Source organism: Rhodoligotrophos defluvii, assembly GCF_005281615.1.
Taxonomy (GTDB): Bacteria; Pseudomonadota; Alphaproteobacteria; order Rhizobiales; family Im1; genus Rhodoligotrophos; species Rhodoligotrophos defluvii.
Map to the genome: position 1 here is coordinate 1,823,256 of NZ_SZZM01000001.1, position 25,877 is coordinate 1,849,132.

The window sequence follows — 25,877 nt, forward strand, 5'->3', positions numbered from 1 at the left end:
TGCTTAGCTCAAAACGCCTCCGTCTGTCAAGCGCATTTTTCCCTAAGGAGGCTCGCGGCGAGTATGACTGCGAATAATGACGGCCTGATCGCGGTCGGCCAAGCTGCAAACGCAACGGAAGTTTGGTTGACACGCCCGGGCCGGATCAGTAACATCGTTACCAACTCGAGGAGGGCTATGGTTGAAATGGTCTCCAAGTCATTGCCAGACCAGCGGGATCCGACGTCGGGCTTTCAGATCGTTGAGCTGAGTGATCGGCCGGATTTTGCCGAAGAGGTGGCGCAGATCAATTTCCGGCAGTGGGCAGAGTTTTCCGATCTTAGCTTGGACGAGATGCGCAAGCAATTTGCGCCGAGGCCGCAAGGCGAAGTGCTTCCAGTCACCTTTCTCGCCATGTCACAGGGCGAGGTGAAGGCCCTCGTCAGCCTGCGTCAAACGTCTCTTGGCGCAGTCGCTCATCCCAACGTTTACTTGCCCGGCGTGGAGCCGTGGCTCAGCAACATGTGGGTGGCTGAATCGGCGCGCGGGCATAAGCTGGCCACGCGGCTCAGTATCATGGTGGAGAACAGGGCCCGGGAACTCGGCTATACGCTTCTCTATTCTTCGACGGCTATGGAGAACTCGCTTTATCACGCTATAGGTTTTCGAACCATAGCTGTGCGGGAACACAAGGGTGCGCCCGTCTACATCATAAGAAAAGAGATATAGATCCGGACTGCCGCAGAAGAAATCGAAACAATCTGCGCATCTGTTCGGGCTGGTCCTGCGAACAAGAACGAGAGAAATGGGGATCGATCGACGAATTCGGTCGTGTCGAATGGGAGATACAAGCATGGCCAAAACCTGGATCATAGCTGGTCTGTTGCTTGCGTTCGCTGTGGCGCCAGGGCAGGCGGCTGATAGGCTGTTCACCATCGGCTCCTGGGGCGGCGACTACACGGAAGCACAACGCAAAGCGCTCTTCGATCCCTTCGCCGAAAAGCACGGAATCAAATACGACGTCGCCACCTACAGCGGCGGGACGGCCGAGTTCAAGGCGATGAAGCAAACTGGCCAGGCCCTGTGGGATGCGGTCACGGTCGAGACCCCCGATCTGGTCGCCGGCTGTGACGACGGATTGTTTGAAAGGCTCGACTGGGCGCGTCTTGGCGGCAAGGACCGGTTGGTTCCTGGCGCGGCGAGCGAATGTGGCGCAGGGGCGCTCGTGCTCGGCCTTGTGCTGGGCTACCGTGCCGGCGGCGGCGCGCAGCCGAAGAGTTGGGCCGATTTCTGGGACGTTGAGGCGTTTCCCGGCAAGCGTGGCATGCGGAAGTCGCCCCGCAGCACGCTCGAGGCTGCGCTGATGGCGGACGGCGTCTCTCCGGACAAGGTTTACGAGGTGCTCTCCACCCCAGAAGGTGTCGACCGGGCGTTCCACAAGCTCGCCGAATTGAAGCCCAACATTCTTTGGTGGGAGGCAACCGCCCAGTCGGCGGAGTGGCTTGCGACTGGTGAGGTCGTCATGTCCATGTCGCCCTCGACCCGCATCTGGAGCCGGGTCCAGAACGGAGCCAATCTGGGCATCGTGTGGAACGAGGCAATCTATCTGATGGATTCATGGGTCATTCCGGCCAACTCCCCTTATCTCGACACGGCGTATGCGTTTCTCAAATGGGTCACGTCCCCGGAGGCACAAGCCGCGATGATCAACATTTATCCGCTCGGGCCTACCGCGGTTGGAGCCGACAAGCTGATACGCGACGATCTCAAGCCCTACGTAACGGACGAAGCGCGCTTGAAGCAAGGCTTGATTGATAGCGAGACGTTCTGGGTCGACCATCTTGAAGAACTGAACAAGCGTTTCAATGCCTGGCTCAGCCGGTAGCATTTCGCCGGGGCTGGTGTGTGGAAGGATCAAAATGCATCGTGTTGCGGCGCTTTCCTCAACCGCACTGCTAGCGCTCCCCGGACTGATCTTCGTATTTGTGTTGTTGATAGCGCCGGTCGCCTGGATCTTTCTCCAGGCGTTCCATGAGCCGAGTTTCGTCAGTGTCTTTCCCAAAGCATCTGCGGCCCTGCGCGAATGGGAGGGAAAGTCTCGGCTGCCCGACATGGAGACCATGCGGGTGTTCGAGGACGAGCTCGTTGCAGCGGACCGGTCCGGAAAGCTCGGCCAGGTGCTCCCGATCCTGAATTCGGACGTGGCCGGCTTCAGGAGCCTCATACGCAACACGCTCCGTTATCTGCATGACAGCCGGGATCAGCCGGCGGAGGGGAGCCTCCTGGAAGCCGACGAGCGATGGCAGGACATTCGCTTCTGGCGAGCTCTGAAGAGGAATTCGCACAGATTTACCGCGAGGAATCTCCTGTCGGCGCTTGATCTGGAACGAGATGAGAGGGACGCCATTGCAGCCGTGGATGCGTCACGGAGGGTGTTCATTCCCACGATCGTGACGACCATTGAGATAAGCCTGGTCGTCACGTTCGTGTCGGTCGCGCTGGCCTACCCGCTCGCGTATCTGATTTCCCGCAGCAGTCCTTCTGTCCAGCGGTTTTGTCTGATCCTGCTGATGATCCCGTTCTGGACGTCGTTTCTCGTGCGAATACAGGCCTGGATCGTTGTTCTGCGAGAGGACGGCATTCTGAACAAGATGCTCTTAACAACCGGCGCGGTCGACCAGCCGCTGGTCATGCTGCACAACCGGTTCGCCGTCTACGTCGCGATGGTTCACGTCAGTCTCCCCCTGGCAGTTCTGCCCATATTCAGCTCGGTAAAAGGTGTGGACCCGAAGGCCATGCGAGCGGCCATGTCGCTTGGCGCCGCCTGGCCGCGGGCCTTCTTGACGGTGTTCTTCCCGCAGACGATCAGGGGCGTGTATTGGGCCATGGTGATGAGCTTTGTGCTGGCCATGGGCTACTACCTGACCCCTGCGCTGCTCGGCGGCGTGCACGAGCAGATGATCAGTTATTGGATCGCCCACTATGCCCTGCAATCCGGTAACTGGGGCATGGCGGCAATGCTCAGCATTCAGTTGCTGGTCATCACTGCCGTGTTCCTGGTCGCCTTCTTGTTCCTGACAAAGATCATGGAACGGATGAAGTATGTCTGAGGGGTGAGCATGAAAGCGGTGGTCAGCATAGCCTCATACGCATATGTCGTTGCAATTTACGTTTTCTTGCTGGCGCCGCTGCTGTTCTTGATTCCCATATCTTTTACCTCCTCGACCTTTATCACCTATCCGGTCGAGGCGTTTTCGTTGCGCTGGTACGATCAATTGTTTTCCAGCGACACGTGGCTTGCCGCTGGCCGGGCGACCCTGCAGGTCGCGGCGGTCGCTGTGCTGTTGGCCACCGTTCTCGGAACGGCATTCGCGGTCGGTGCTCACCGGCTGCCGGCCAAGGCGCGTATGGCTGCAATCGCCGTCATCCTGCTTCCCATGGGCGTGCCCCTCGTGGTGACGGGTATCGCCCTGTTCTTCTCCATGTTCACTTTGGGGCTGCTCGCATCTTATACGGCGGTCACTCTTGCGCACGCATTGTTGGGGCTGCCATTCGTCGCAATAACCGTGGGCGTCAGCTTGCAGCACTACGACGAGACCCTCACGCGGGCAGCGCTGAGTCTGGGGGCGAACCGTTGGCGCGTGTTCCGCACGGTGACCGCGCCTCTCATCGCACCGGGCGTGCTGGCCGGGGCGATTATTGCTGCGGCGGTTTCACTGGACGAGGTCATTGCCACACGCTTCGTCGGGGGGCCGGGACAGACGACCGTTCCGCTTCAGTTTTACGCCAGCCTCAAGTTTGACATCACTCCGGTGATGATTGCCGCGTCGGTGATCCTGATGGCAATCACATTGATCATTGCACTGACTCTGTTCCGGTTGCAGCGCGCAGTTCGGTAGCCTGCGTGGCGAAAGTTGTCTCACGGTTGGGGAGGCGAGTTTGAGCCGCTCTCAGAACCCTCACATCGAATTCATCGATGTCGTAAAGCGTTACGGCGCCTCGACCACGGCGGTGGCGGGCGTCAATCTGAGCATCGATCGCGGATCCTTCGTCAGCCTGTTGGGGCCGTCCGGTTCCGGCAAGACCACTTGCCTGATGATGCTGGCCGGGTTTGAGCCGTTATCGTCGGGAATGTTGAAGGTGGATGGCGCCGACGTTCGAAACGTCCCGGTGCACAAGCGCAATATCGGATTCGTGTTTCAAGGATATGCTCTCTTTCCACATATGACGGTCGCTGAGAATGTGGCCTATCCTCTCCGCGCGCGGCGCGTTTCTCGCTCACGGATGCAGGAGCTAGTAAGACAGTCCCTGGCGGCCGTCAGGCTGTCCGGCCTGGAAGACCGCTTTCCCAATCAATTGTCCGGTGGGCAGCAGCAGCGGGTGGCCCTCGCCCGCGCGCTGGTCTTTTCACCGGAGCTCATCTTGATGGACGAGCCCCTGGGCGCGCTGGACAAGAATCTTCGGGAGGAGATGCAGCTGGAGATCAAGCGGCTTCATCTCAGCCTGGACGCAACGATCGTTTATGTCACGCACGATCAGGGCGAGGCGCTCACTATGTCTGATCGGATAGCCGTGTTTCGCGACGGGCGTATTCAGCAGTACGATGCCCCCTATGCGCTCTATACGCGGCCGAAAAATCGTTATGTCGCGGGTTTCATCGGCGAATCGAATTTTATCGACGGCGTGGTCAATATAGCCCGGACCGGGAACAAGGTTCTCGAGGTCGGACAGTTCGGACTTTCGATCCCGCTGGAAACTCACGCAGCGCGAGGCACAAAGGCGACGCTTTCCGTGCGGCCAGAGCAGATTGAAATAAGCCGGTCTCCGCGTGCGGACGATGGCTGCTGTGTTTTGAATGGCAATGTGGTCGAGAACATTTTCGTCGGCGATGTTTTTAGGGTTCTCGTCGACTGCGGCGGGGTTGAAATCGTCGCGAAAGCCAGCGCGAGCAGCGGTGTCAGCAGCCTCGCGAAGGGAGATGCCGTTTGGGTGCGCTGGCCGGCGGACAGCGTGAACAGGTTCGATGAAGAGGGAAATGCGCTTGTTTGAGCTCTCCGCTCACCTGTCGGCTCATTGGATGAAAAGATCTGACCAGCGAGAAACCTAAGCCGTATCTGAGCTGCCGGCAGCATTTCTCCGATCACTGATGGACTCTCCGGTCCAGCGTCTCTCGTCGCGTTTGCGTGTATTTCAAGCGGCCACTTTCCCCGGCTTGACGCGACCAATGAGACGTTGGTAACATCGTTACTAAATCGATCGCCGGCCAAGGCTCCGCTATCGGCTGCGATCATTCGAACAACAAGAACGAGCCAAGCATTCGTGGGAGGAAATATGATCACGAGACGCAAATTGGTCATGGGCGGCCTTGGCGTGGCGCTCTCGGCGCTCGCATCACTGGCCATCCCGACCCTGAGCCAGAGCGCGGAAAAGCCATACATCTTGGGAGCGCTTTTCCCGCTGTCCGGCCCCGCCGCCTATGGCGGCGAGATGTATGCGAGGGGCGCGATGCTGGCGCTCGAGCATCTCGAGGCGGACAAGATGCTCCGCAACCCTGTCGAAATACGGCTGGAAGACAGCCTTGGAACCCCGCAAGGCGGTGCCGTGGGGATGAATAAGCTGGTCAATGTGGAAGAGGCGATCTGGGTTCTCATGTCGATGACCGGCGTCTCCAAGGCCGCAGCCCCTCTCGGCGAGCGGGGGAAGGTCGTGATGGTTAATGGCGGTGCCGTCGGGCCGGATATGAGTGGGCTTTCGCCGTATTTCTTCAACGTCCTTCCGCTCCTCACCCGGGAAATCGGCGCCGCTGTCAAATGGATGGAGAAGGAGGGCTATAAGAAGCTCGGCTTGATCTACATCGACGACCCGGCCGGCCAAGGCGCCAAGCGGCTGTTCGAAGAGGAACTGCCGAAGATCGGAGCAGCCCTCGTGAGCGCTTATCCGGTGGCGACGACGGTGCAGCAGTTTGGCAGCATCGCCGCCAAGTTCCGCGCGGATGGTGCGGATGCGGTATATCTCATGGCCTATGGTGTGCAACTGGCCCAGATGGTCAAGCAGCTGCGCGAGAACGGCATCGATGTGCCGCTGTTGGGCACCTCGGCCGTCGGCATCACGCCCCCGGTCCTGGAACTGCCTGAATCGGAGGGGCTGGTCTATACCAGCCAGGTCACCGATTGGAATTCGGACGACCCCGTCACGCGGCGCTTCGTGGAGGACTGGCGAAGCAAATACGGCGGCGATCCAACCTTCGCCCCTCTCAACTACTACAACGCGGTTCGCCTGTTCGGGCTGGTCGCGGGCGCTCTGGAGAAAACCGGAACACCGGTCAATGGCGAGAATCTGCGCGCGGAAATACTGCGCCAGCGAACCTTCCAGCTCGTGGGCGGCACCGGGACCTTTGACGACTCCGGAGATATCTCCCTTCCGATTCAATTCAATCGCGTAACGGGTGGGAAGACCATAGCGCTGGGCTTGTCCGAGAGTCAGTGATTCCTCGGGACCCGTGGCAACCTAGCAACGGCTGCTGCGCCGGCGTTGCACAATCACGAGACGCCTTGGTTCGATGCTCTATCTCCAGCTCTTTGTCGTGGGCATCCAGACAGGAGCGCTTTATGCGCTCGCTGCGGCCGGCTTTGCGCTCATCTTCGGCGCGACGAGAACGTTTCATATCGCCCATGGCGCCACCTATGTGCTCGCCGGCTACAGCTTTCTCGCCGGGCTGGCCATGGGCTGGCACTGGCTTCTCGCAGTGCTGCTCGCCTTGCTGGTCGCAACCCTCTTCGGGATTCTCATCGAAAAATACGTCTACAAGCCGATACAGCGGCACCGCGGCGGCTTTTTCACGGTCTTCGTCGCCTCCTTCGGGGTCCTCATTGCCGTGCAGAGCATCATCGAGCTGACCTTCGGCCGCGGCTTTCAGTCCATCAGCTCCCCGCTCACACGCTCGCAGGAGCTGTTGCCCGGCCTGTTCGTTGCGCCAGTGTTCTGGGTCGTCTCGCTGCTTGCGATCCTGTGCTTCCTGGCCTTCGGATTTATCCTCGGACGGACCCGCCCGGGCATAGCGCTGCGCGCCCTATCCGATAATCCGGAGCTGCTCCGCAGTTTCGGCCTGTCCGCCAATCGCCTTTCGCTATTGGCGTTCGGTCTTGGGTCGGCATTGGTCGCGCCGGCCGCCGTGCTCGGCATCGCGACCACCGGCCTGCAGGCGAGTTCGGGGACTCACATCATGCTGATCAGTTCGGCTGCGACGATTGTCGGCGGCATCGGCAGCGTGCGCGGCGCGATTGTCGCGGGGCTGTTGCTGGGTGTGGCCGAGAGCCTGGTCGTCGCGCTGGTCAACACCCAGTGGTCGGAGGCCGCGGCATTCATCGTGCTGTTCGCCTTTCTCCTCGTGAAACCCAGCGGGCTTTTCGGTGTGAGGGTTGCGCGGTGATCCCCTATCTCGTCAATCTGGCCACCCTCATCGCTATCTTTGGCATTCTTGCATCGAGCATGAACGTGCTGCTCGGATATGGCGGCATCTTCAGCGTTGCCCACGCCACGTTCATGGGACTTGGGGCCTATGCCGCCGCGCAGATAGCGCTCCTGATCACACCGGACCTTCTGCTCGCGTGCCTCGCCGCGGTGATCGTGACTTCCGTCTTCTCCGTGTGCCTCGCCCTGCCGTCGCTCCGGGTCCGCAACGAATATTTCATTGTCGCCAGCCTCGGTCTGCAAATGGTCGCCGTTGCAGTCTTTACCGACGCGCACGCCATCACCGGCGGCATGGGCGGATTGGTGGGCATTCCCCAAGCCGAACTGTTCGGGATTCCCGTCGGCGGCGGCTTCGCGTTTCTGATCGTCTGTCTCGCCATCCTCGTCCTCAATCTACTGATCGTATTCGTCCTTATGCGGGGCAGTTTTGGACGTTCTCTGATGGCAATGCGGGATAACGAATCCGCAGCTCAGGCGCTCGGCAAGAACATCCCGATGCTGAAGACATTCGCCACCTTGCTCGGCTGCTCGATGGCCGGCATCGCCGGTGCGCTCTTTGCGTTCTACTTGCAGTTCGTCAATGTCGAGAGCTTCACGATCCAGCAGTCCATTCTCATCGTGGCAATGGTTGTGATCGGTGGCATCGGCACGTTCAGCGGACCGCTGGTCGGGGCGGTCCTGCTGCTCCTCCTGCCCTCCGCTCTGTCCTTTATTCCCGGGCTTCCGGCCGAAGACATCGGTGCGGTCCAGCAGCTCATCTACGGCTTGCTGATGGTTCTTCTCATGATGTTCCGTCCGAGTGGAATTGCGGGGCGGCACTGATGAATGCTTTTCTTTCTCTAGAAAGACTAACCAAGCGTTTCGGGGGCCTCACCGCCAACGAGGATGTCAGCTTCGATTTGCGGCCGGGCGTGATCACCGCGTTGGTGGGACCAAACGGGGCCGGCAAGACCACCCTGTTCAACCTGATCACCGGAAATCTGCGCATGGACGCCGGCCGCGTGTTGTACCGGGGCCGGGATATCTCCGGCTGGAGGCCCCATCGCATCGCCCGGCTGGGCATCGCCCGCAGCTTTCAGGATCTGCGCCTCTTCGACCACATGAGTGTCGGTGACAACGTGCGCACCGCGACTGAACCGGACGTTTGGTTCTGGCAGCGGGGTAGTGGTGCCGAGCGCAACAGGCGCGTCGAGCAAGCCATGCAGCAGACCGGGCTGGTGCCCTATGCCGACAAGCTTGCCGTGGAACTCGGCTATGCCGCGCGGAAGTTTCTCTCGATGGCGCGGATCATCGCTTCCGGTTCCGATATCTGGCTGCTCGACGAGCCGGCATCGGGGCTGGATCCGTCCTCGCGAGACCAGTTCAAGACGCTGCTGCGGGATGCGGCGCGTCGCGGCGTGGCCGTCTGCCTAATCGAGCACAACCTCGACATCGTGATCGATCTGGCGGACCGCATCGTCTTTCTCCACCAAGGCCGGGTCCTGGCCGAGGGTGAGCCGAACGAGATCCTCAAGAATCCTGACCTGACGGCCATCTACTTTGGAGACGCGCGATGAGTGCGGCATTGTCTGCCGAGGCGATCACGGTGGGGTATGGCGATCGCAACGTGCTGTCCAAGCTCGATTTCGCGATGCGGGAGAACGAGGTGCTCTGCCTGGTCGGGCACAATGGTGCCGGAAAGTCGACGCTGCTCAAAGCGCTATTCGGCCTGGTGCCGGTGCGTGCTGGCCGGATCAGGATGTTCGGAGAGGTCGTCGACCCGTCGCCTTCCGTCATGGCTGGCGCCGGCATTGCCTATCTGCCCGAGGGCCGCGGTGTGTTCCCAGGCCTCACCGTGTCGGAGACGTTCACCCTGGCAGCCTGGTCAGCCGGCATGACCAGGAGCAAGGCAGCAGCGCGGATAGACGACGTGATGGAAATCCTGCCCCCACTCAAGAATTTTTGGACGCGCCGCGCCGGCACGCTTTCCGGTGGGCAGCAGCAGATGGTGTCGCTGGGCCGCGCGTTGCTGTCGAACCCGAAGATTCTGCTGTTAGACGAGCCTTCAGTGGGGCTTGCGCCGAAGCTGTTTCAGGATCTGCTGGTGCCGATCCGCGTACTGCAACGCGAGCGCAAGCTCTCGATACTCCTGGTCGAGCAGAATATTCGGGAAGCATTCGGAATCTCGGATCGGGTTCTGGTCATGAAGTCCGGTGAGATTGTCTTCACAGGCCTGCCGGCAGAACTCGACGACCGGTCCAAACTATTGGAACTCTTTTGACCCGGAAGCGTCGGCAGCGGGAGAGGCAGCTGCGCGAAGCCAGGCCTTCCCCGCCACCGACCGCCGCTACCGAATGGCCAGCGCGTTCGCCGGCGAGCCCGCGCCCCCGGTCAGGTTCAGCGGGCTTGAAACGAGCAGGCAGTCCCAGCGGCCGTCTTCGGCGCAGCGCGCAGCAAGATCATCCAGGTTCCAGAGCTCGCCGAGCACGAAGCCCAGCAGCGGGATCAGCACGTTGTGCATGACGCCGCTATACAATGTTCTGGGAGCCTCGCCCCGGCGCTCGGCCTCGGTGAGGAAGGGTGAATCCTCCTGCGCCGGAAATGCCTCAACGCTGAAGTTGTCGACCGCTATCATCGAGAACTGGTTGTCCCACAGCCAGGCCACGGTTTCCTCGCTTGCCAGAAGACCGGTAACGCGAAGGGGTTGCGTCGCGGCGAGGCGCTGCTCGGGTGTCAGTTCGCGAAGATGATGGTGCACCCAGCCGATCCGGAGGAGCAGGATGTCGCCAGAGCGAAATTCGACCCCCTGGTCGGCGGCGGCGGCGGCGACGTCGGTGATTGGAATGCGCTCCGCCCCCGCGTGGTCGATAGGTCTGCCCTGGGTCTTGCGAAAGCGATCCACATCGACCAGGACGCCACGGCCCACGATGCCGCGTTCGGCGAAGCGGTTGACCCCGATAAGCGGCTCCCCCGGCTGGAATTTCGCGGGATCTGCGCCGTTGTAGAACCCGAAATCCGGGTGCCCGATGTGACGCAGTCCGTCAATGTGGCTACTCGCTTGCGGATAGAAATTGTCCAGATATTCGTCCCTGTGAGACGGGTTATTCGCGAATATGTTGTGCCGAAAGTTCTTCCGGGTCGGGCTCAGCGGTGATGCGAACGCCTCGAGCGGCAGATTGAGGTTGATCACCTCGCCTGTCTTGACCGAGGCGATAGCGTCCAGCACGCGCTGAGGCGTCAGGAAATTCAGGGTTCCGAGCTCGTCCTCGGCGCCGAATACCCCCCATGCCGATCTCGGCGGGGCGTCATTGCGGTCGCGAAGTTCGGCGTAGCTCGGAAAGCGCTTGTTCTCCCTGTGCATGACCGTGTCTCCCGCAAGCTGTTGTGAGCCGCGAACGCTCACGGCGGGGCGGGGAAAGGGGAACGCCGTCCGTGGCTTCGTCGTTTGGTAACATCGCTACCAAACTTCACTCTGCCGCGTCAAGCGAGACCGGGGTCTATGACCGCCCGTTGCGCCGTGGCGCTCGCGGGCGCGCCATTTTGTCTTCTCGCTCCGTGCTGATTGCGCGCCAAGCGAGATGGAAGACGTCGGGCGCCTTGTCCGAGAGCTTCTTTGGTGTCCCGCGATACAGCCAGGACAGGATCGCGCGGTCCATGACGCCGACGACGGCGTCGGCCAGGTTCACCATATCCATGTCTTTGAGGATGGTGCCTTCCGCGCGACCCAGCTCGATGGTTCTCAACAGCTGGCGGAACCCCGGGGCATTGAAGCTCGGATCGCGAATCCAAACGCCGCGCGGCAGTGTCAGGAACAGGGCGCGGGCCAGACGGGGATCGTGATCATAGAAAGCAAACTCGACATGGATCGCCGCCCGCAGGCGCTCTTTGGCGTCAGGTTTGCTTGCCATGCCCTCATCGACCACCCGCGCGACCCGGGCAACCCATCGTGAAACGAAATGAAAAAAGACCTCGTCCTTGGTCGAGCCCAGGGCATAGAGCTTGGACAGGCTGGTTTTCGCGCGGGCCGCGATGTCGCGCGTGGTGGCACGATGGAAATCGTTGGTGGAAAACACATCCAGCACAGCCTCTTCGATCCGGCGCGCCAAATCTTCGCTCAATTCCAATCTCTTAGCCCTCCGCACGCGTGAACCGCCCGCCTTCCGAGCTCGTTTGTCTCGGTCCCCTACGAAGCAATTGCGGGCAGAACAGAGCGTATATACAAGCGAATCTCAAACCGAGTTCAACTATGTGGCTGAAACGAGCGAGGCGCACCGCATTTCGTGGTTCGCCCGACAGCCCTGGAGCAGCGCCGGCTTGACAGGTCGTTCCCGGTTGGTAACAATGATACCAGAAGGTGAGGACCTGCCTGTGAACACCAGACCCCTGAATTTCGAAAACAGAGTTGCGGTCATAACCGGCGCCGGTTCCGGGCTTGGCAGAGCCCACGCGATGATGCTCGCCGCCTATGGCGCCAAAGTCGTCGTCAATGATCTGCCGCGCGCCGAAGGGCCCTCCTATGCCGATGATGTTGTGGCAGCGATTGAGAGCGCCGGCGGCGAGGCCGTGGCCTGCGCCGAAAGCGTGGAACACGGCGCACGCATCATCGAAGCGGCGATGGACACGTTCAAGCGGATCGACATCGTCATCAACAACGCGGGCGTCCTCCAGGACCGTACGTTTCACAAAATGACGGACGAGGAGTGGGACCAAGTCTATCGCGTGCACCTCCTGGGCACCTACCGGGTGACCCATGCGGCATGGCCATTCCTGCGCCGCCAGAACTATGGACGGATCGTGTGCACGTCCTCCAGTTCCGGTCTGTACGGCAGCTTCGGCCAGGCGAACTATGCGGCCGCGAAGATGGGCACGCTCGGGCTCGTCAACGCCCTGGCCCTGGAGGGAAAGGGCAGGAATATTCACGTCAATGCTATTGCACCGGCCGCCGGCTCGCGGTTCACGTCCACCGTCTGGCCAGCGGGCGTCGTCGAATTCCTGAAACCGGAGCTGGTCGCCCCTCTGGTGGTGTTCCTGGCGAGCGAGCAGTGCCGGGACACCGGTGGATTGTTCGAGGTGGGCGGGGGCTGGATCAGTCGGCTGCGCTGGCAGAGAACCGAGGGCCACTGTTTCCCCGCGCCCGGCGACCACTCCGCCGAGGACGTGGCGGACCATTGGCAGGCCATCAACGACTTCTCGCGTTGCGATAATCCGCGCAGCATCACCGACGTCTATCTCCCCACCTCGAGGCACATGCCGGTAGAACTCAGAAACCAGTGGCTTGATTTGGCAGCGAACGCCGAAGGAACTCTGCGATGATCGATATCGCAGAGCTGAAGGAGCCGGGTGAGGACGCCTTCCTGCGCCGCATCGCGCTTCACGCAAGCCAGCGTCCCTCCGCCATTGCATTCACATGCAATGGCGCTGATGTCACCTGGGGCGAGTTCCACGCCGAGGTCCTCCGTATCGGCGCGAGGCTGCGCAGGGCGGGCCTCCGCCTTGGCGAGCGGGTTGCCTTCTTGGCGGAGAACTCCGCCAGCTATGCCGTCGCGTTCGTTGGAGCCGCTGCTTCGGGCGTCAGCGCCGTCACCCTGCCGACGTCGCTGACGCCGCACTCTATCGCCGCCATGCTTGACGACAGTCGCCCCAGGCTGCTGATCGCGTCCAGAGCGTGCCGGGCACTTGCCGAGCGCGCACTGGAAGCAAGGAAGAACAGCGCAGCAATCGAAAAGGTTGGCCTCGATTTCGCGGCGGGCCCGTGGCAGGGCTACGTCCAGTGGCTGGGTAGTGCAGCGCCCGAACCCGCCCATGACGACGTCCCCGGCGATACGGAATTCAATGTGGTTTATAGCTCGGGCACGACCGGCATCCCCAAGGGCATCGCCCACACGCATCTTTCGCGCCTGGCCTTCTCGAAGGCTTTCGCGGGCCTCGGCTTCGACGAGGCCGCGACGAACGTGATCGCGACCCCGCTCTATTCGAACATGAGCATCCCGCCGCTCTTGTCCCAGGTCTGGGCCGGCGCGCGCTCGCTCATCCTCGAGAAATTCGATCCGGAATCGTTCATCGCGGCCGCGGACAAGTATGACGTCACCCACTTCGTCCTGGTGCCCACCATGGCCGAGCGCGTGCTGGCATCGCCCGCGTTCCGCTCGGAGGCATTCCGCGCCACCCGCATGATCTACGTCGGTGGCTCGCCGGTGACGCCTCAGCTTAAGACCGCCCTCACAAGCCGATGGCCCGGAATGCTGATCGTCGCCTACGGGCAGACCGAAGGCGGCCTTTGGACGCTTCAGTTCGAATATGGCGAGGAAGCCAAGCTGGGCTCTGTCGGCAGAGCGGTGAAGGGCTGCGAGATCGTCATTGTGGACGAGGACGGCAGGGTGTTGGGGCCGGACGCAATCGGCGAGATCGTCGGCCGCATGCCCTATATGATGACGGGCTACATCAATAAGCCGGAAGAGACCGAAAAGATCACCTGGCGCGACGGCCGAGGCAGGCTGTTTTACAAGACCGGCGATGTGGGCCGCCTGGACAGGGACGGCTATCTCTACGTCCTCGACCGGAAGAAGGACATCATCATCTCCGGCGGGTTCAACATCTATGCTTCCGACCTCGAGGAGGTGGTGCGGACCCACGCCGCGGTGTTCGATGCGGCCGTCATCGGTATTCCCAGCCAGCGGTGGGGAGAAACACCGATCGCGCTGGTGACGCTTCGGCCCGGCGCCCGGGCCACCCCGGAAGCCATCCGCGCGTGGTCGAACGAAAGGCTCGGCAAAGTCCAACGCCTCAGCGCAGTCGTCATCGTTGAAGACCTCCCCCGGAACCCGACCGGCAAGATCCTGAAGGCCGAGCTCCGCAACAAGTACAAAGACTATGAACTCGAGTGAGCCAGCACAGCCGCGGCGCAAGCACGTGCCGACGCCCACGCCCGAGACCAGGCATTTCTGGGACAGCGCCAAGCGAGGTGAGCTCGTGCTGCAGAAATGCCGCGCGTGTACAACCGTCTATTTCCCGCCGCGGCCCTTCTGCCCGAAGTGTTCCTCACGCAGCGTGGAGGCATTCCCGGCCTCGGGCCGCGCCACACTTTACAGCTTCGTCATCAATCACCGCCCACGTCCCGATTGGCCGCAAGAGCCTCACGTCATTGCCATCGTGCAGCTGGAAGAGGGGCCGCGCATGGTCACCAGCATCGTGAACGTTGCGCAGACGCCGGAAGCACTACGACTGGACCAGCCACTGGAAGTGGTGTTCGAGCGGCTGAGCGATGACATTCATCTGCCGGTGTTCCAGCCACGGGAGAAACGGCGATGAAGACACGGCCGGTCGCGATCGTCGGCGCAGCGGAAACGACGCAGCTGGGGCGCATCCCCAACATGTCGAACCTGATGCTGCACGCTGATGCCGCCTTGAACGCGATGACGGATGCCTGCCTCCAGGCCTCCGACATCGACGGAGTGGCAAGCGGCTACGAGTTGCCGACCGACGTCGCCCAATATCTCGGCGTCAGGCCCCAGTGGGTGGACGGGACCAGTGTCGGCGGCTGCTCATGGGTGATCCTCCTGCGCCACGCGGCGGCGGCCATCCATGCCGGCCTGTGCAGCACCGTGTTGATCACCCATGGAGAAAGCGGACGCTCGCGGGTCGGCGGTCCGCATTACGAATTCTACCCTCCCGGGAGCCTTGCCGAGCAATTCGAATGGGCATACGGGGCCTCGGGCCCGGCCTCGTTGCTGGGCATTCCGGTGCTGCGGTACATGCGCGAGCACGGTGTCACGATGGAGCACCTGGCCAATGTGGCGGTCGTGCAACGGCAATGGGCGGGGCTGCACCCGCGCGCCGGCCAGCGGCAGCCCATCACCGTCTCCGATGTGCTTGCCTCGCCCCCTGTGGCTTGGCCCCTCCATAAGCTCATGTGCTGCCTGGTGAGCGACGGAGGGGGCGCCTTGATCGTGTGCTCGACCGAGCGCGTCGACGACTTCCCGACCAAACCTGTCTTTCTGCTTGGCAGCGGCGAGGCCACCGAGACGCGCCTCACCGGGATCGCTGAGATTTCCGACCTCATGCGGCTGGAAGCACCGCGGCGGTCCGCCCGCCTGGCTTTCGCGGAAGCTGGCATCAAACACGAGGATGTCGATCACCTGATGATCTACGACGCCTTCGCGCACCATCCCATCTGGGGGCTCGAAGCGCTTGGATTCGCGGGAGACGGCGGCGAAGCGGCCGAGTTCATCGCCGAGGGCCACACCGGGATTGGCGGCCGATTGCCCATGAACACCAATGGCGGTGGTCTGAGCTACGCGCACTCCGGCTCGTACGGCATGTTCCTGCTGCAGGAGAGCATCCGCCAGCTTCGAGGCACATCCCCCGCCCAGGTCCCGGGCGTTAGGGTTTCCGTCTGCCATGGTTGGGGAGGCGTCCAGGCTGCCAGTGCCACCGCGGTCCTCTCGAACGAATTACCCTCCTAGAGCACGAAGATCATGAACGCCATTGAAATGGAAACGGCCTCTATGGTGGCCCTGCGCCGCGACATCCACGCGCATCCAGAGCTGTGCTTCGAGGAGAACCGCACCGCGAATCTCGTGGCGGCCAAGCTCACCGAATGGGGCATCCCGGTCCGCCGCGGCCTGGGCAGGACCGGCGTGGTCGGCATCGTGAAGAACGGCACGAGCGACCGCGCCATCGGCCTGCGCGCTGACATGGATGCGCTCCCTATCCAGGAGGCCAACACCTTCGGGCATGCCAGCAAGGCCACGGGCAGGATGCACGCCTGTGGCCACGACGGCCATGTCGCAATGCTGCTGGCGGCGGCGCGCCACCTCGCCAGCCACCGAAATTTCGATGGCACGGTCTACCTGATCTTCCAGCCGGCCGAGGAAGCCGGCATCGGCGGGCGCGAGATGATTGCCGACGGCCTCTTCGAGGAATTCCCGATGGAGGCGGTGTTCGGCATGCACAACTGGCCGGGCCAGGGGGTGGGCACCTTCGCTGTGAGTCCCGGGCCGGTGATGGCCTCCCACAGTGTGTTCAAGATCACCGTCCGCGGCCGCGGTTCCCACGCGGCCATGCCTCATAACGGCATCGATCCGGTGCCGGTCGCCTGCGAGATGGTCAATGCCTTCCAGCTGATCGTCAGCCGGAACAAGCGGCCGATCGATGCGGCCGTCGTGTCCGTGACGATGGTCCGCGCGGGCGAGGCGATCAATGTGGTGCCCGACAGCTGCGAGCTGCAGGGCACGGTCCGAACGTTCACGACCGGCGTGCTGGACTTGATCGAGCGGCGCATGAAGCAGATTGCCGAGCATATCTGCGCCGCGCACGAGGCCAGGTGCGTGTTCGAGTTCTCTCGCAACTGCCCGCCCACCGTCAACAGCGAGGCAGAGACCGCGTTCGCCCGTCAGGTGATGGCCTCCATCGTCGGTGAGGAGAATGTGTTGAAGCAGGAACCCACCATGGCCGGCGAGGACTTCGCCTTCATGCTGCAGGCCAGGCCGGGGGCGTACTGCTTTATCGGCAACGGCGACGGCTCGCACCGCGAGACGGGGCGCAGCGCGGGGCCCTGCCTGCTGCACAACCCGAGCTACGACTTCAACGACGCCCTCATCCCGCTGGGCGCCACCTACTGGGTACGCCTGGCTGAGGGGTGGCTGCGGCCGCCTGCTTCGGCAGCTTGACGCCGGCTCCCGGGCTCTACAGTCTTGAGGCCAACCGCCACTGCGAAGAGCGCGAATTTCAATGAGCGAATTGATCCTCTATCACAGCCCGGGAACCTGTTCCTCCGCGGCCCACGTTCTCCTGGAAGAAACCGGCGAACCCTACCGCCTCGACCTGCGCCTCGTCAGGAATGGCGAGACCTCAAGCGAAGCCTATCTGCGCATCAATCCGAAAGGGCGGGTTCCCGCCCTGCATATCCCGGGGCAGGAGCGCGTCCTGACGGAACTGCCCGCGGTCTGCTGGTACATCACGCGCAACACGCCCGAGCTGCGCCCGCAAGGCCACATCGCGGAAGCGCGCGCGCTGGAATGGTTCAACTACCTGTCGGGAACCCTGCATACTGCGGGTTACGGGCTGCTCTGGCGCACCCAGCGATTTGCCGAGAATGCCGCCTTCCATGACGAGATGCAGCAGAAGGCGCGCAAGAACGTGCAGGAATGCAACGATCATATCGAGGCGAGCCTCGCGGGCAGACCTTGGGCGCTCGGCGATAGCTATAGCCTTATCGATCCCTTCCTGCTGGTCTTCTACACTTGGGGATTGTTGATCGGCATGGACATGCGCCGGCACGCCGCATGGACCGATCACACAGGTCGCATCGTTCTACGCCCAGCCGTGCAACGCGCATACGCCCAGGGGGGCCTGCAGACGCGCCTGGACGACGTGGGCGCCTATCTCGACGGGCGTCTGGCCGAGCCGAAGATTCGCTGATTCGCAAGGGGCGCCGGCCCGCCACGGCTCCCGCATCGCGGCAGCCGCCTCACCCCGCGCGGAAATGCTTCGAGAGCTTCAGGCCCTGGCTCTGGTAGTGCGACCCGATGCCTTGCCCGTAGACCTGCTCCGGAGGCTCGGTGAGCGGCTCGTAGATCAGCCGGCCAACGATTTGTCCGTCCTCGAGGATGAACGGCACCTCGTGGCTGCGCACCTCCAGCACCGCGCGGCTGCCTTCCCCGTGTCCGGCAGCATGCCCGAAGCCCGGATCGAAGAAGCCCGCATAATGAACCCTGAATTCGCCCACCAGCGGATTGAACGGCACCATCTCGGCCGCATGTGTGGGAGGCACCTTCACCGCTTCCTTGGACGCCAGGATATAGAACTCGTTCGGGTCGAGGATGAGGCTGCCGCGGCGGGGCAGGGGGTCCCAGTAGTCCGCGATGTCCAGCGCGGCCTTCTTGTCCACGTCGATCAGCGCCGAATGCCGCTTGGCGCGAAAGCCCACGGGCGCATCGTCCCCCGCACCGACCAGATCCACAGACAGGGCGATGCCGTTGTCGATGTCCACCCGTTCCGCCGAAACCAGCCGCTCCTGCTCGTTCAGCAGCATGGTTGCCGCATCCGACCAGGCCGGCGGCCCGGAGCGGAACCGGATCTGCGGCAGCCGCGAGCCCGTGCGCACCAGCACCGGGAAGGTGCGCGGCGAGATCTCTGCATAGAGCGGCCCCGCATAGTCCGCGGCGATCTTGTCGAACTCGCGTGCGTAGTCGGCGATCACCCGCGTGAACACGTCGATCCGGCCGGTCGAGCTCTTCGGGTTCGCCAGCCCATGAATGCCCGGCGGCAAGGCCAGGCTCTCCAGCAGCGGCACGATGTAGACGCAGCCGGTCTCCAGCACCGCGCCGCCATCCAGCGGCATCGTGTGAAGGGCGAGCTCCCTCAGTCGGTCCGCCACTGTTGCTTCCGGCCCGGGCAGGAAGCTCGCGCGCACCCTGTAGGCAACCTGCCCAAGCCGCAGGTCGAGGCTGGCCGGCTGGATCTGGTCGACATCCAGCGGCGCGGCCGCAATCACCGCCCCGACCTCCACCAGCTGCCGGATGCCGTGGGCGGGCAGAATGCCTCTCTTGGAGGTGAGCACGCTGGCGGTCACGTAAGGCTGCTCCTGTCGAGTGATCATCCAAGGCCGGCCCTTTCGTAGCGCAATCACGCCAGAGCGCAACCATTTGCTGAACCATGACGCGCCACCCGCGACGCGGGACGCACTTGACGGCAGGGCGGCGCGCGCCACACAGTGCGGCAAAGGTCCCGGGCCCCACAGGATGCCATGTACGACAAGACCACGCGAGCCATACGTGTAACCGTGACCCCCACCTTCCTCGAGGACCAGTCCACGCCGGAGGAGCACTACTTCGTCTGGGCCTACACCATTGTCATCGAAAATCTCGGGCAGGAAGTGGTCCAGCTGATGACCCGCTACTGGAAGATCACCGATGCGCTCGGCCGCCACCAGGAGGTCAGGGGCGAGGGCGTCGTCGGCGAGCAGCCGGTCCTGCACCCCGGCGAGCGCTTCGAATACACGAGCGGCGCGCCCTTGCCCACTCCATCCGGCATCATGGTGGGCAGCTATCAGATGGAGACCTCGTCCGGCGAGATGTTCAATGTGGAAATCCCGGCCTTCGCCTTGGAGAGCCCTTATGCCAAGACGAGGCTGCATTGACCGGAAGCGTTGAGGCCCGTGCCCGCCCGCAGCGGCTGAGCCCCGTGGAAATGCTGGAGCGCCTGGTTGCCTTCGATACCACCAGCCGGCTCAGCAACCTGCCATTGATCCACTTCGTGCGCGACTATCTCGCGAGCTGGGGCGTGGAAAGCCTGCTCATCCCCAGCGACGACGGCAGCAAGGCCTCGCTCTACGCCACCATCGGGCCTAGAGACCGCGGCGGCATCGCGCTCTCCGGTCACACGGACGTCGTGCCGGTCGACAACCAGGCCTGGAGCACCGACCCCTGGCGGCTTACCGCGCGCGACGGCAAGCTCTACGGCCGCGGCAGCTGCGACATGAAGGGCTTCGTGGCCACCGCGCTCGCCCATGTGCCGGATTTCCTCGCCCGTCCGCTCAGGCAGCCGATCCACCTGGCCCTCTCCTACGACGAGGAGGTCGGCTGTCTCGGCGTGCGGCCGATGATCGCCGAATTGCGCGCCAATCACCCCTTGCCCAGGGCCGTGATCGTGGGCGAGCCGACCATGATGGCGGTGGTCGACGCCCACAAGGGCACCCGCCGCTATCGCACCGAGATCAACGGCAAGGAAGCCCATTCCAGCATGCCGCAGATCGCCGCCAACGCGGCCATGGCGGCGGGCGAGCTCATCGCCGAGCTTGCGCGCCTCAGCCGCGAGTTCATGCAGCGTGGCGATCCCTCGGGGCGGTTCGAGCCGCCCTACACGTCGCTCCAGGTCACGCGGATCGAAAGCGGCGGCGCCTTGAACATCATCCCCCGCCACGCGCGCTTCTACTGGGAAACCCGGCTCCTGCCGGACGCCGACCCGGACGAGCCGCTAGACCGGCTTGCAGCCTTTGCCGAACAGCTCCTGCCCGGGCTGCGCGCCGTAGAGCGCACCGCAAGCATCGCCACCACCGTCATAGCCGGCGTGGTGGGCCTGAAGCCCGCCCCCGGCTCGGCGGCCGAGCAGCTGGCCATGCGGCTCACCGGCGCCAATCGGACCTTCGCCGTGCCCTATGCCACCGAGGGCGGTCTGTTCCAGGAGGCGGAGATGCCGGCCATCGTCTGCGGCCCCGGCGATATCGCCCAGGCCCACCAGCCGGATGAATTCATCACCCTGGCCCAGATCGAGGAGTGCTCGCGGTTCATGCTGCGCCTGGCCGATCACGCGGCGCAGGGCTGATCGCGGCCGGCCACGGCGCCTGTGCCGGTCCCGTCAGCGCTTGGCCTCGATCGCGTCCCAGATCAGGCTGGCGATGTCCGCGCCGCCGAAGCGCTTGATCTCACGGATGCCGGTCGGCGAGGTCACGTTGATCTCGGTCAGCCAGTCGCCGATCACGTCGATGCCGACGAACAGCAACCCGCGCGCCTTGAGCTCTGGGCCGATCGCCTCGCAGATCTCCATGTCGCGCGCTGTGAGCTCGGCCGGTTCCGGCCGCCCGCCCACATGCATGTTGGAGCGCGCCTCGCCCAGCGCCGGCACCCGGTTGATGGCGCCCACCGCCTTGCCATCCACCAGGATGATGCGCTTGTCGCCCTTGCGCACCTCCGGCAGGTATTTCTGCACGATGAACGGCTCGCGGAACGACTGCTCGAACAGCTCGACCAGCGCCGCCAGGTTCTCGTCCCCATGGCTCAGCCGGAACACCCCGGCCCCCCCATTGCCGAACAGGGGCTTCAGGATGATGTCGCCGAACTCGTCCTTGAACGCCCGGATGGCGTTGCGGTCGCGGGTGATGAGCGTCGGCGGCATGAATTGTGGAAAGCGGGTGACGAAGATCTTCTCCGGCGCGTTGCGCACCTCCGCCGGGTCGTTCACCACCAGGGTGCGCGGCTGCAGGGCCTCCAGCAGGTGTGTGGTGGTGATATAGGACATGTCGAACGGCGGATCCTGGCGCAGCAGCACCACGTCCCATTCGTCCAGAGTCTCGACCCGCTGGTCGGAGAGGGTGAAATGGTCGCCTTCCTGGTCACGCACGGCAAGGCTTGCGCCCCAGGCGCTCAGCCGGCCATCGCGCAGGCTGAGATGCTTGGGGAGATAATAGAAGATCTCATGGCCCCGTCGTTGCGCTTCCAGAAGCATGGCAAAGGTGGAATCGCCCCGAATCGTGATCTGCTCGATCGGGTCCATCTGAACGGCAATCTTCAACGGCATGAGCGCTGGTCCCCGAGCGCGGCGCCCGATCAGCTCTCGCCGGCAATGGCGGCGGGAAAGGCATCCGCGATGTGCAGGGGCCATAGGTAGGGCGGCACGATCACCATGTCAAAGCGGTAGTTCCAGTCGGAAAGGGAGGGGTGCCGCGGCAGCCAGAATCGGGCGGCGCGCACGATCCGCGCCTGTTGCCGTTCGCGTAGGGCAAGCATGGCGCTGTCTCGCCGCGCCCGCTGCTTCACCTCCACGAACACCACGAGCCTGCCGCGGCAGGCGATGATGTCGATCTCGCCCACCGGCGTGCGGGCGCGCCGCTCGAGGATGCGGAAACCCTTGAGCCGCAGCAGAAGCGCGGCCATTGTCTCGGCCCGAATGCCGCGCCGGTGTGCCGCGCGCCGCCCCTGCTCAGTCCTGCCGCCGCCCTTCATCGCCGCCGCCCCGCAACGTCAGCGCCCGAGCATAGACGCGCTTGCGCGGCAGCCGCAACGCCTCGGCCACATGGGCGGCGGCCCGGCTGGCCGACATGGTGCGCAGCGCTGCCGCAAGTTCGGCATCCAGCGCCGCATCGCTCACCATGGTTTGCATATCGCTCGCGGGCGGCGCGATCAGCAGCGTAATCTCGCCCCTCACGCTGTCGCGGCCGGAGAGGGCAGTGGCAATCTCTTCCGCCGTGCCGGCGATCACCTCCTCGTGCAGCTTGGTGAGCTCGCGGGTCACCGCGACCTTTCGTCCGCCCATCGCCTCGGCGACATCTGTAAGGGTCGAGAGCACCCGTTGCGGTGATTCGAACAGGACCAGCGTGGCCGGCACGTCCTTGAGCTCCGCCAGGCGCCGCTTCCGCTCGCCCGCCTTGGCCGGCAGGAATCCGGCAAACAGGAAGCTGTCGCTGGGCAGGCCCGATATGGTGAGCCCGGCCAGCACCGCGCTTGCCCCGGGAACCGCATGCACGCGCAGGCCCTTGTCCCGGGCCTCCTGCACCAGCTTGTAGCCGGGGTCGGACACCAGCGGCGTTCCCGCATCGCTCACCAGGGCGATCGCCGCGCCCTCGCCTAGGCGCTGGAGAATGCCGGGCCTGACTTTTGCCGCATTGTGCTCGTGATAAGGCGCAAGCGGGGTCGCTATCCCATAGCGCTGCGTGAGCTTGCGGGTCACTCGGGTGTCCTCGCACAGAATCACATCCACGCCGGCAAGCGTATGCAGCGCGCGCAGAGTGATGTCGCCGAGATTGCCGATGGGCGTTGCGGTCACATGTAGTCCGGGCTCGGCCCTCGCGGTGGCAAAGCTTTGTCCGTCCACGGTGAAGCGCCGGGGCTTGGCTTCCGCTTCCGGATTGTCGGTATCGATGTTCAGTGCGCGGGACAAGTGGGGCTTTCCATTGTGGAACGGTTTGTTTAGCTTAAGGGCCGTATGCGCCGGTAGAGCGGACCGGCGCCGCCCTTCGAGGATATACAGCAGCCAGCAGGATATACAGTGGCGTTATCTGCCGTAGCTTCTCGTGTAGCCCGTTTGTCGTGGCCGTCTTTCGCGCGGCTCAAGGTGGTGCTTGTCGGCCTTGCGGCCTTGGGCCTGGCGGGCTGCAGCATGAATGCCAGCAGCCTGTGGGGCGATTCGAAGCCGGCAGCCCCCGTGCCACAGCAGCCCGCTGCGCCGCAGACCGTCAACATCAACCGCGAGGGCATCAAGGTCGCCCTGCTGGTGCCTCTGTCCGGGCCCGGTGACACCGCCAATGTCGGCCGGGCGCTGAAACAGGCCGGCGAGCTGGCCATGTTCGATTCGGGTAATCCCGGCATCGTGCTCATCACCAAAGACACGCGCGGCAATCCGCAAGGTGCCCAGGCCGCTGCCCAGGAAGCGCTGGATGAAGGTGCACAGCTCATCCTCGGGCCGCTCCTGTCCAGCGAGGTTCAGGCGGTGTCTCCCTTGGCGCGCCAGCGCAACGTGTCGATGATCGCCTTTTCCTCCTCCAGCAATGTCGCGGGGCCGGGCACCTATCTCATGAGCTTCCTACCGGAGCAGGAGGTGGCGAGCGTTGCCGGCTATGCGGTGCGGCAGGGGCGCCGGAACATCCTCGCCATGATTCCGAAGGATCAATACGGCGCGACGGTGGAGCGCAGCCTGGTCGACGCCGCCGGCACCGCCGGGGGCCAGGTCGTGCAGACGGTGCGCTATGCCCGCGCGCCCACCGGCATCCCGGACGCGATCAGGGACGTCGCGGCGGCCGTGAACGATCCCTCGAAGAACGTGCAGGCCATCATGCTGCCGGAGGGGAGCGACTATCTGCGCCAGATCGGCGCCAGCCTGCAGCAGGCGGGGGTGGATCCGCAGCGGGTGAAGATGCTGGGCACCGGCCAGTGGGACAGCACGATCGCCCGCACCACGCCCATTTCTCTGGGCGGCTGGTATGCGGGCGTGGCACCGCAGATGGTCACCCGCTTCGAGCAGCGCTACCAGTCGACCTATGGCAACACGCCGCCGCGGCTGGCAAGCCTCGCCTATGATGCGGTGAGCCTGTCCATTGCCCTGGCCAAGGCGCCGGAAGGGCAACGGTTCAGCCAGGCCCAGATCACCAACCCCGAGGGCTTTCAGGGCGTCAACGGCCTGTTCCGGTTCCGCGACGATGGGCGGATCGAGCGGGGCCTTGCCATCCTGGAGGTCACGGCCGCCGGGCCGCAGGTCATCGAAAACCCGCCGGCCCGCTTCGACGGCCCTTCGTTCTAAAAGAAGAACCAGGCGCCGAACTGGCCGCGCCAGGCCTCGTCGGTCTGCTTCTCGTCCGGGTTGCCGGTCGTATGCTCGCGCTGGCCCCACATGACCTCCGCCCCGAGCCGCAGCTGCTGCACTGGCTGCCAGATCACGTTGGCGTGGACCGACATCAGGTCCACCGTCGCGTTGCGAGCGCCCGATGCGACGATGTCCGCGTCCTTCTGGTCAAGATAGCCCCAGCCGAGGTTGAGCGTGGTCGTGTCGCTGAGCAAGATGGACGTGCCGGCGAACAGGCCCAGCTGCGGGACAAGCTGGATCTTGCCGTTGCGGGTGAAGGCGCCGAAAGGCGCGCCCAGCACGTAATTGCCGAGGCCCTCGCCGTACATCACCGAGGCGGTCAGAAGAACGGGGTCGGCAACGCTGACATTGACGGCGCCCTGGACACCCCAGCCCAGGGCATCATCGGCCTGCTGATCGCCGATGCGGGCGACATGGTAGTTTCGCATCATGCCCGAGGCCAGAAGCTGGTGGCCGCCCGGGAGGTCGTATTGCAGTCGCGCGGCAATGTCGGGCAGCGTATCGGCCGCGCCGGCCGGCTTCTGCCGCTTTGCATCCGGGCTGAAATCGCTCCCGTAAGCGGCGAGGTCCTTCGCGCCGGTCGGGTTCTCCACCGACAGGGCAGCCGTCGCCGGGCCGCTTTGCCAGGTCAGCCTCAGCTGAGGGCTGCGCGCCCAGCCGATCAGGCCTGCATCGCCGTTGAAATCGACCGTGCTTATGCCCGTGAAGGGCGACATGAAGTTGCGCCAATGCTGGCCCGCGCCGAAGGTCAGCTGCGGGGTCGCGTCCCACTCGCCCCAGGCGTGCCGCAACCGGAAATCCGTCTCGTCCTTGCCGAAGAAGTCGCCTTCGATCAGGGTTCTGATCACTCCGACCGACGTCTCCGAGTTCGATTTGATCGAGAAGCGGGTCTGCCGCGCGTGCAGCCGCGCATGCCCGCGCTGCCGCGACCGCGTGATGCGGCCATAGTCGAATTCGTCGCCGAGATCTTCGTCGAAGTCGTAGATCACGTCGCCCTTCACATAGCCTGACAGGGTGACCTCGTGCAGGGGCGAGGGCAGGTCGGCGCTGGGCGTCACCAGTATGGTGAGGCCGCCCTCGTCGGGTGCGATGTCGCCGGCCCGATCCGTCTTCCAGGCGCCGGAGACGCCGCGGCCGCGAATGACCGAGACGCTGCCGGCTGGCGCGGCTGACCCATGTCCCTCTTGCGATCCATTGGGTTCGAGGCGGTTTTGCAGGCGGGTGATCTCATCCTTGAGCGCGGAGAGCTCGTCTGCTTTGGCTGAAGGGGGGAAACAGGCAAGGAGGGCCATGCTGCCGAGCAGCGCGGCCCGAGAACGCCGACTGAACATGTTACGCAAATCCAAACCGTTAAACAATTTACACGTGAATAAAAT

Annotated in this window: 26 protein-coding genes; 19 read left to right on the top strand and 7 right to left on the bottom strand. The window is 63.8% G+C overall.

Going from position 1 to position 25,877, the window contains the following annotated elements; genetic code table 11:
- Positions 1–63 precede the first annotated feature (63 nt).
- From E4P09_RS08700 to E4P09_RS08745, 10 genes are all read left to right on the top strand, one after another.
- Complete coding sequence (locus E4P09_RS08700; RefSeq protein WP_137389085.1) at positions 64–708, top strand: GNAT family N-acetyltransferase; 645 nt, start codon at positions 64–66, stop codon at positions 706–708.
- A gap of 124 nt (positions 709–832) precedes the next feature.
- Positions 833–1,864: an ABC transporter substrate-binding protein gene (locus E4P09_RS08705; protein WP_170984310.1), complete on the top strand. Its 1,032-nt coding sequence runs from the start codon at positions 833–835 to the stop codon at positions 1,862–1,864.
- Positions 1,865–1,898: 34 nt separating this feature from the next.
- On the top strand, positions 1,899–3,089 hold the full coding sequence (locus E4P09_RS08710; protein ID WP_137389087.1) for an ABC transporter permease: 1,191 nt from the start codon (positions 1,899–1,901) through the stop codon (positions 3,087–3,089).
- A gap of 9 nt (positions 3,090–3,098) precedes the next feature.
- The gene (locus E4P09_RS08715) at positions 3,099–3,878 is read left to right on the top strand and encodes an ABC transporter permease (protein ID WP_137389088.1); all 780 of its coding nucleotides are present in this window, start codon (positions 3,099–3,101) and stop codon (positions 3,876–3,878) included.
- 40 nt (positions 3,879–3,918) lie between these two features.
- Positions 3,919–5,028, top strand: coding sequence for an ABC transporter ATP-binding protein (locus E4P09_RS08720; RefSeq protein WP_137389089.1), 1,110 nt, complete (start codon positions 3,919–3,921; stop codon positions 5,026–5,028).
- 306 nt (positions 5,029–5,334) lie between these two features.
- A complete protein-coding gene (locus E4P09_RS08725) occupies positions 5,335–6,465 on the top strand; it encodes an ABC transporter substrate-binding protein (protein WP_137389312.1) in 1,131 nt (376 codons plus the stop codon).
- A gap of 73 nt (positions 6,466–6,538) precedes the next feature.
- Complete coding sequence (locus tag E4P09_RS08730; protein ID WP_137389090.1) at positions 6,539–7,408, top strand: branched-chain amino acid ABC transporter permease; 870 nt, start codon at positions 6,539–6,541, stop codon at positions 7,406–7,408.
- Positions 7,321–8,271, top strand: a complete 951-nt coding sequence (locus tag E4P09_RS08735) for a branched-chain amino acid ABC transporter permease (protein WP_239025068.1) — start codon at positions 7,321–7,323, stop codon at positions 8,269–8,271. The genes E4P09_RS08730 and E4P09_RS08735 overlap by 88 nt, the downstream gene beginning before the upstream one ends.
- Complete coding sequence (locus E4P09_RS08740) at positions 8,271–9,005, top strand: ABC transporter ATP-binding protein (RefSeq protein ID WP_205042048.1); 735 nt, start codon at positions 8,271–8,273, stop codon at positions 9,003–9,005. The genes E4P09_RS08735 and E4P09_RS08740 overlap by 1 nt, the downstream gene beginning before the upstream one ends.
- A gap of 50 nt (positions 9,006–9,055) precedes the next feature.
- Positions 9,056–9,709: an ABC transporter ATP-binding protein gene (locus E4P09_RS08745; RefSeq protein WP_239025069.1), complete on the top strand. Its 654-nt coding sequence runs from the start codon at positions 9,056–9,058 to the stop codon at positions 9,707–9,709.
- 66 nt (positions 9,710–9,775) lie between these two features.
- Here E4P09_RS08745 and E4P09_RS08750 read toward each other — a convergent pair whose 3' ends face one another.
- Both E4P09_RS08750 and E4P09_RS08755 read right to left on the bottom strand, forming a co-directional pair.
- Positions 9,776–10,789 carry a cyclase family protein gene (locus E4P09_RS08750; protein ID WP_137389093.1) on the bottom strand — a complete coding sequence of 338 codons (1,014 nt, stop codon included), beginning with the start codon at positions 10,787–10,789 and terminating at the stop codon, positions 9,776–9,778.
- Between the two features lie 136 nt (positions 10,790–10,925).
- Complete coding sequence (locus tag E4P09_RS08755; protein WP_137389094.1) at positions 10,926–11,534, bottom strand: TetR/AcrR family transcriptional regulator; 609 nt, start codon at positions 11,532–11,534, stop codon at positions 10,926–10,928.
- Positions 11,535–11,769: 235 nt separating this feature from the next.
- On the opposite strand from E4P09_RS08755, the gene E4P09_RS08760 reads away from it, so the two are divergent.
- The 6 genes from E4P09_RS08760 (at position 11,770) to E4P09_RS08785 (ending at position 17,847) form a co-directional block, all read left to right on the top strand.
- Positions 11,770–12,741, top strand: coding sequence for an SDR family oxidoreductase (locus tag E4P09_RS08760; RefSeq protein WP_137389314.1), 972 nt, complete (start codon positions 11,770–11,772; stop codon positions 12,739–12,741).
- Complete coding sequence (locus E4P09_RS08765) at positions 12,738–14,312, top strand: class I adenylate-forming enzyme family protein (protein WP_137389095.1); 1,575 nt, start codon at positions 12,738–12,740, stop codon at positions 14,310–14,312. The genes E4P09_RS08760 and E4P09_RS08765 overlap by 4 nt, the downstream gene beginning before the upstream one ends.
- On the top strand, positions 14,299–14,736 hold the full coding sequence (locus tag E4P09_RS08770) for a Zn-ribbon domain-containing OB-fold protein (protein WP_137389096.1): 438 nt from the start codon (positions 14,299–14,301) through the stop codon (positions 14,734–14,736). The genes E4P09_RS08765 and E4P09_RS08770 overlap by 14 nt, the downstream gene beginning before the upstream one ends.
- Positions 14,733–15,890: a thiolase C-terminal domain-containing protein gene (locus E4P09_RS08775; RefSeq protein ID WP_137389097.1), complete on the top strand. Its 1,158-nt coding sequence runs from the start codon at positions 14,733–14,735 to the stop codon at positions 15,888–15,890. Before E4P09_RS08770 ends, E4P09_RS08775 begins: the two co-directional genes overlap by 4 nt.
- Positions 15,891–15,902: 12 nt before the next feature.
- Positions 15,903–17,096 carry a M20 aminoacylase family protein gene (locus E4P09_RS08780; RefSeq protein WP_137389098.1) on the top strand — a complete coding sequence of 398 codons (1,194 nt, stop codon included), beginning with the start codon at positions 15,903–15,905 and terminating at the stop codon, positions 17,094–17,096.
- A 61-nt stretch (positions 17,097–17,157) separates the two neighbouring features.
- Complete coding sequence (locus tag E4P09_RS08785) at positions 17,158–17,847, top strand: glutathione S-transferase family protein (protein WP_137389099.1); 690 nt, start codon at positions 17,158–17,160, stop codon at positions 17,845–17,847.
- A gap of 49 nt (positions 17,848–17,896) precedes the next feature.
- On the opposite strand, the gene E4P09_RS08790 is transcribed toward E4P09_RS08785, so the two are convergent.
- Complete coding sequence (locus E4P09_RS08790; protein ID WP_137389100.1) at positions 17,897–19,027, bottom strand: 2'-deoxycytidine 5'-triphosphate deaminase; 1,131 nt, start codon at positions 19,025–19,027, stop codon at positions 17,897–17,899.
- A gap of 147 nt (positions 19,028–19,174) precedes the next feature.
- Between E4P09_RS08790 and apaG the strand changes: the two genes are divergently transcribed.
- A complete protein-coding gene (gene apaG, locus E4P09_RS08795; RefSeq protein ID WP_137389101.1) occupies positions 19,175–19,567 on the top strand; it encodes a Co2+/Mg2+ efflux protein ApaG in 393 nt (130 codons plus the stop codon).
- A complete protein-coding gene (gene argE / locus E4P09_RS08800; RefSeq protein WP_275406453.1) occupies positions 19,564–20,751 on the top strand; it encodes an acetylornithine deacetylase in 1,188 nt (395 codons plus the stop codon). The genes apaG and argE overlap by 4 nt, the downstream gene beginning before the upstream one ends.
- A 33-nt stretch (positions 20,752–20,784) precedes the next feature.
- On the opposite strand, the gene gshB is transcribed toward argE, so the two are convergent.
- Genes gshB through rsmI form a run of 3 tightly spaced genes read right to left on the bottom strand, consistent with a single transcriptional unit; the run spans position 20,785 to position 23,082 of the window.
- Positions 20,785–21,723, bottom strand: coding sequence for a glutathione synthase (gene gshB / locus E4P09_RS08805; RefSeq protein WP_137389102.1), 939 nt, complete (start codon positions 21,721–21,723; stop codon positions 20,785–20,787).
- A 29-nt stretch (positions 21,724–21,752) separates the two neighbouring features.
- Positions 21,753–22,148, bottom strand: a complete 396-nt coding sequence (locus E4P09_RS08810) for a YraN family protein (protein WP_137389103.1) — start codon at positions 22,146–22,148, stop codon at positions 21,753–21,755.
- The gene (rsmI, locus tag E4P09_RS08815; protein ID WP_428977690.1) at positions 22,126–23,082 is read right to left on the bottom strand and encodes a 16S rRNA (cytidine(1402)-2'-O)-methyltransferase; all 957 of its coding nucleotides are present in this window, start codon (positions 23,080–23,082) and stop codon (positions 22,126–22,128) included. Before rsmI ends, E4P09_RS08810 begins: the two co-directional genes overlap by 23 nt.
- A gap of 144 nt (positions 23,083–23,226) precedes the next feature.
- Between rsmI and E4P09_RS08820 the strand changes: the two genes are divergently transcribed.
- Positions 23,227–24,438, top strand: coding sequence for a penicillin-binding protein activator (locus E4P09_RS08820; protein ID WP_137389104.1), 1,212 nt, complete (start codon positions 23,227–23,229; stop codon positions 24,436–24,438).
- Here the strand turns inward: E4P09_RS08820 and E4P09_RS08825 are convergent.
- Complete coding sequence (locus E4P09_RS08825; RefSeq protein ID WP_137389105.1) at positions 24,435–25,832, bottom strand: porin; 1,398 nt, start codon at positions 25,830–25,832, stop codon at positions 24,435–24,437. The genes E4P09_RS08820 and E4P09_RS08825 overlap by 4 nt on opposite strands.
- Positions 25,833–25,877: the final 45 nt, after the last annotated feature.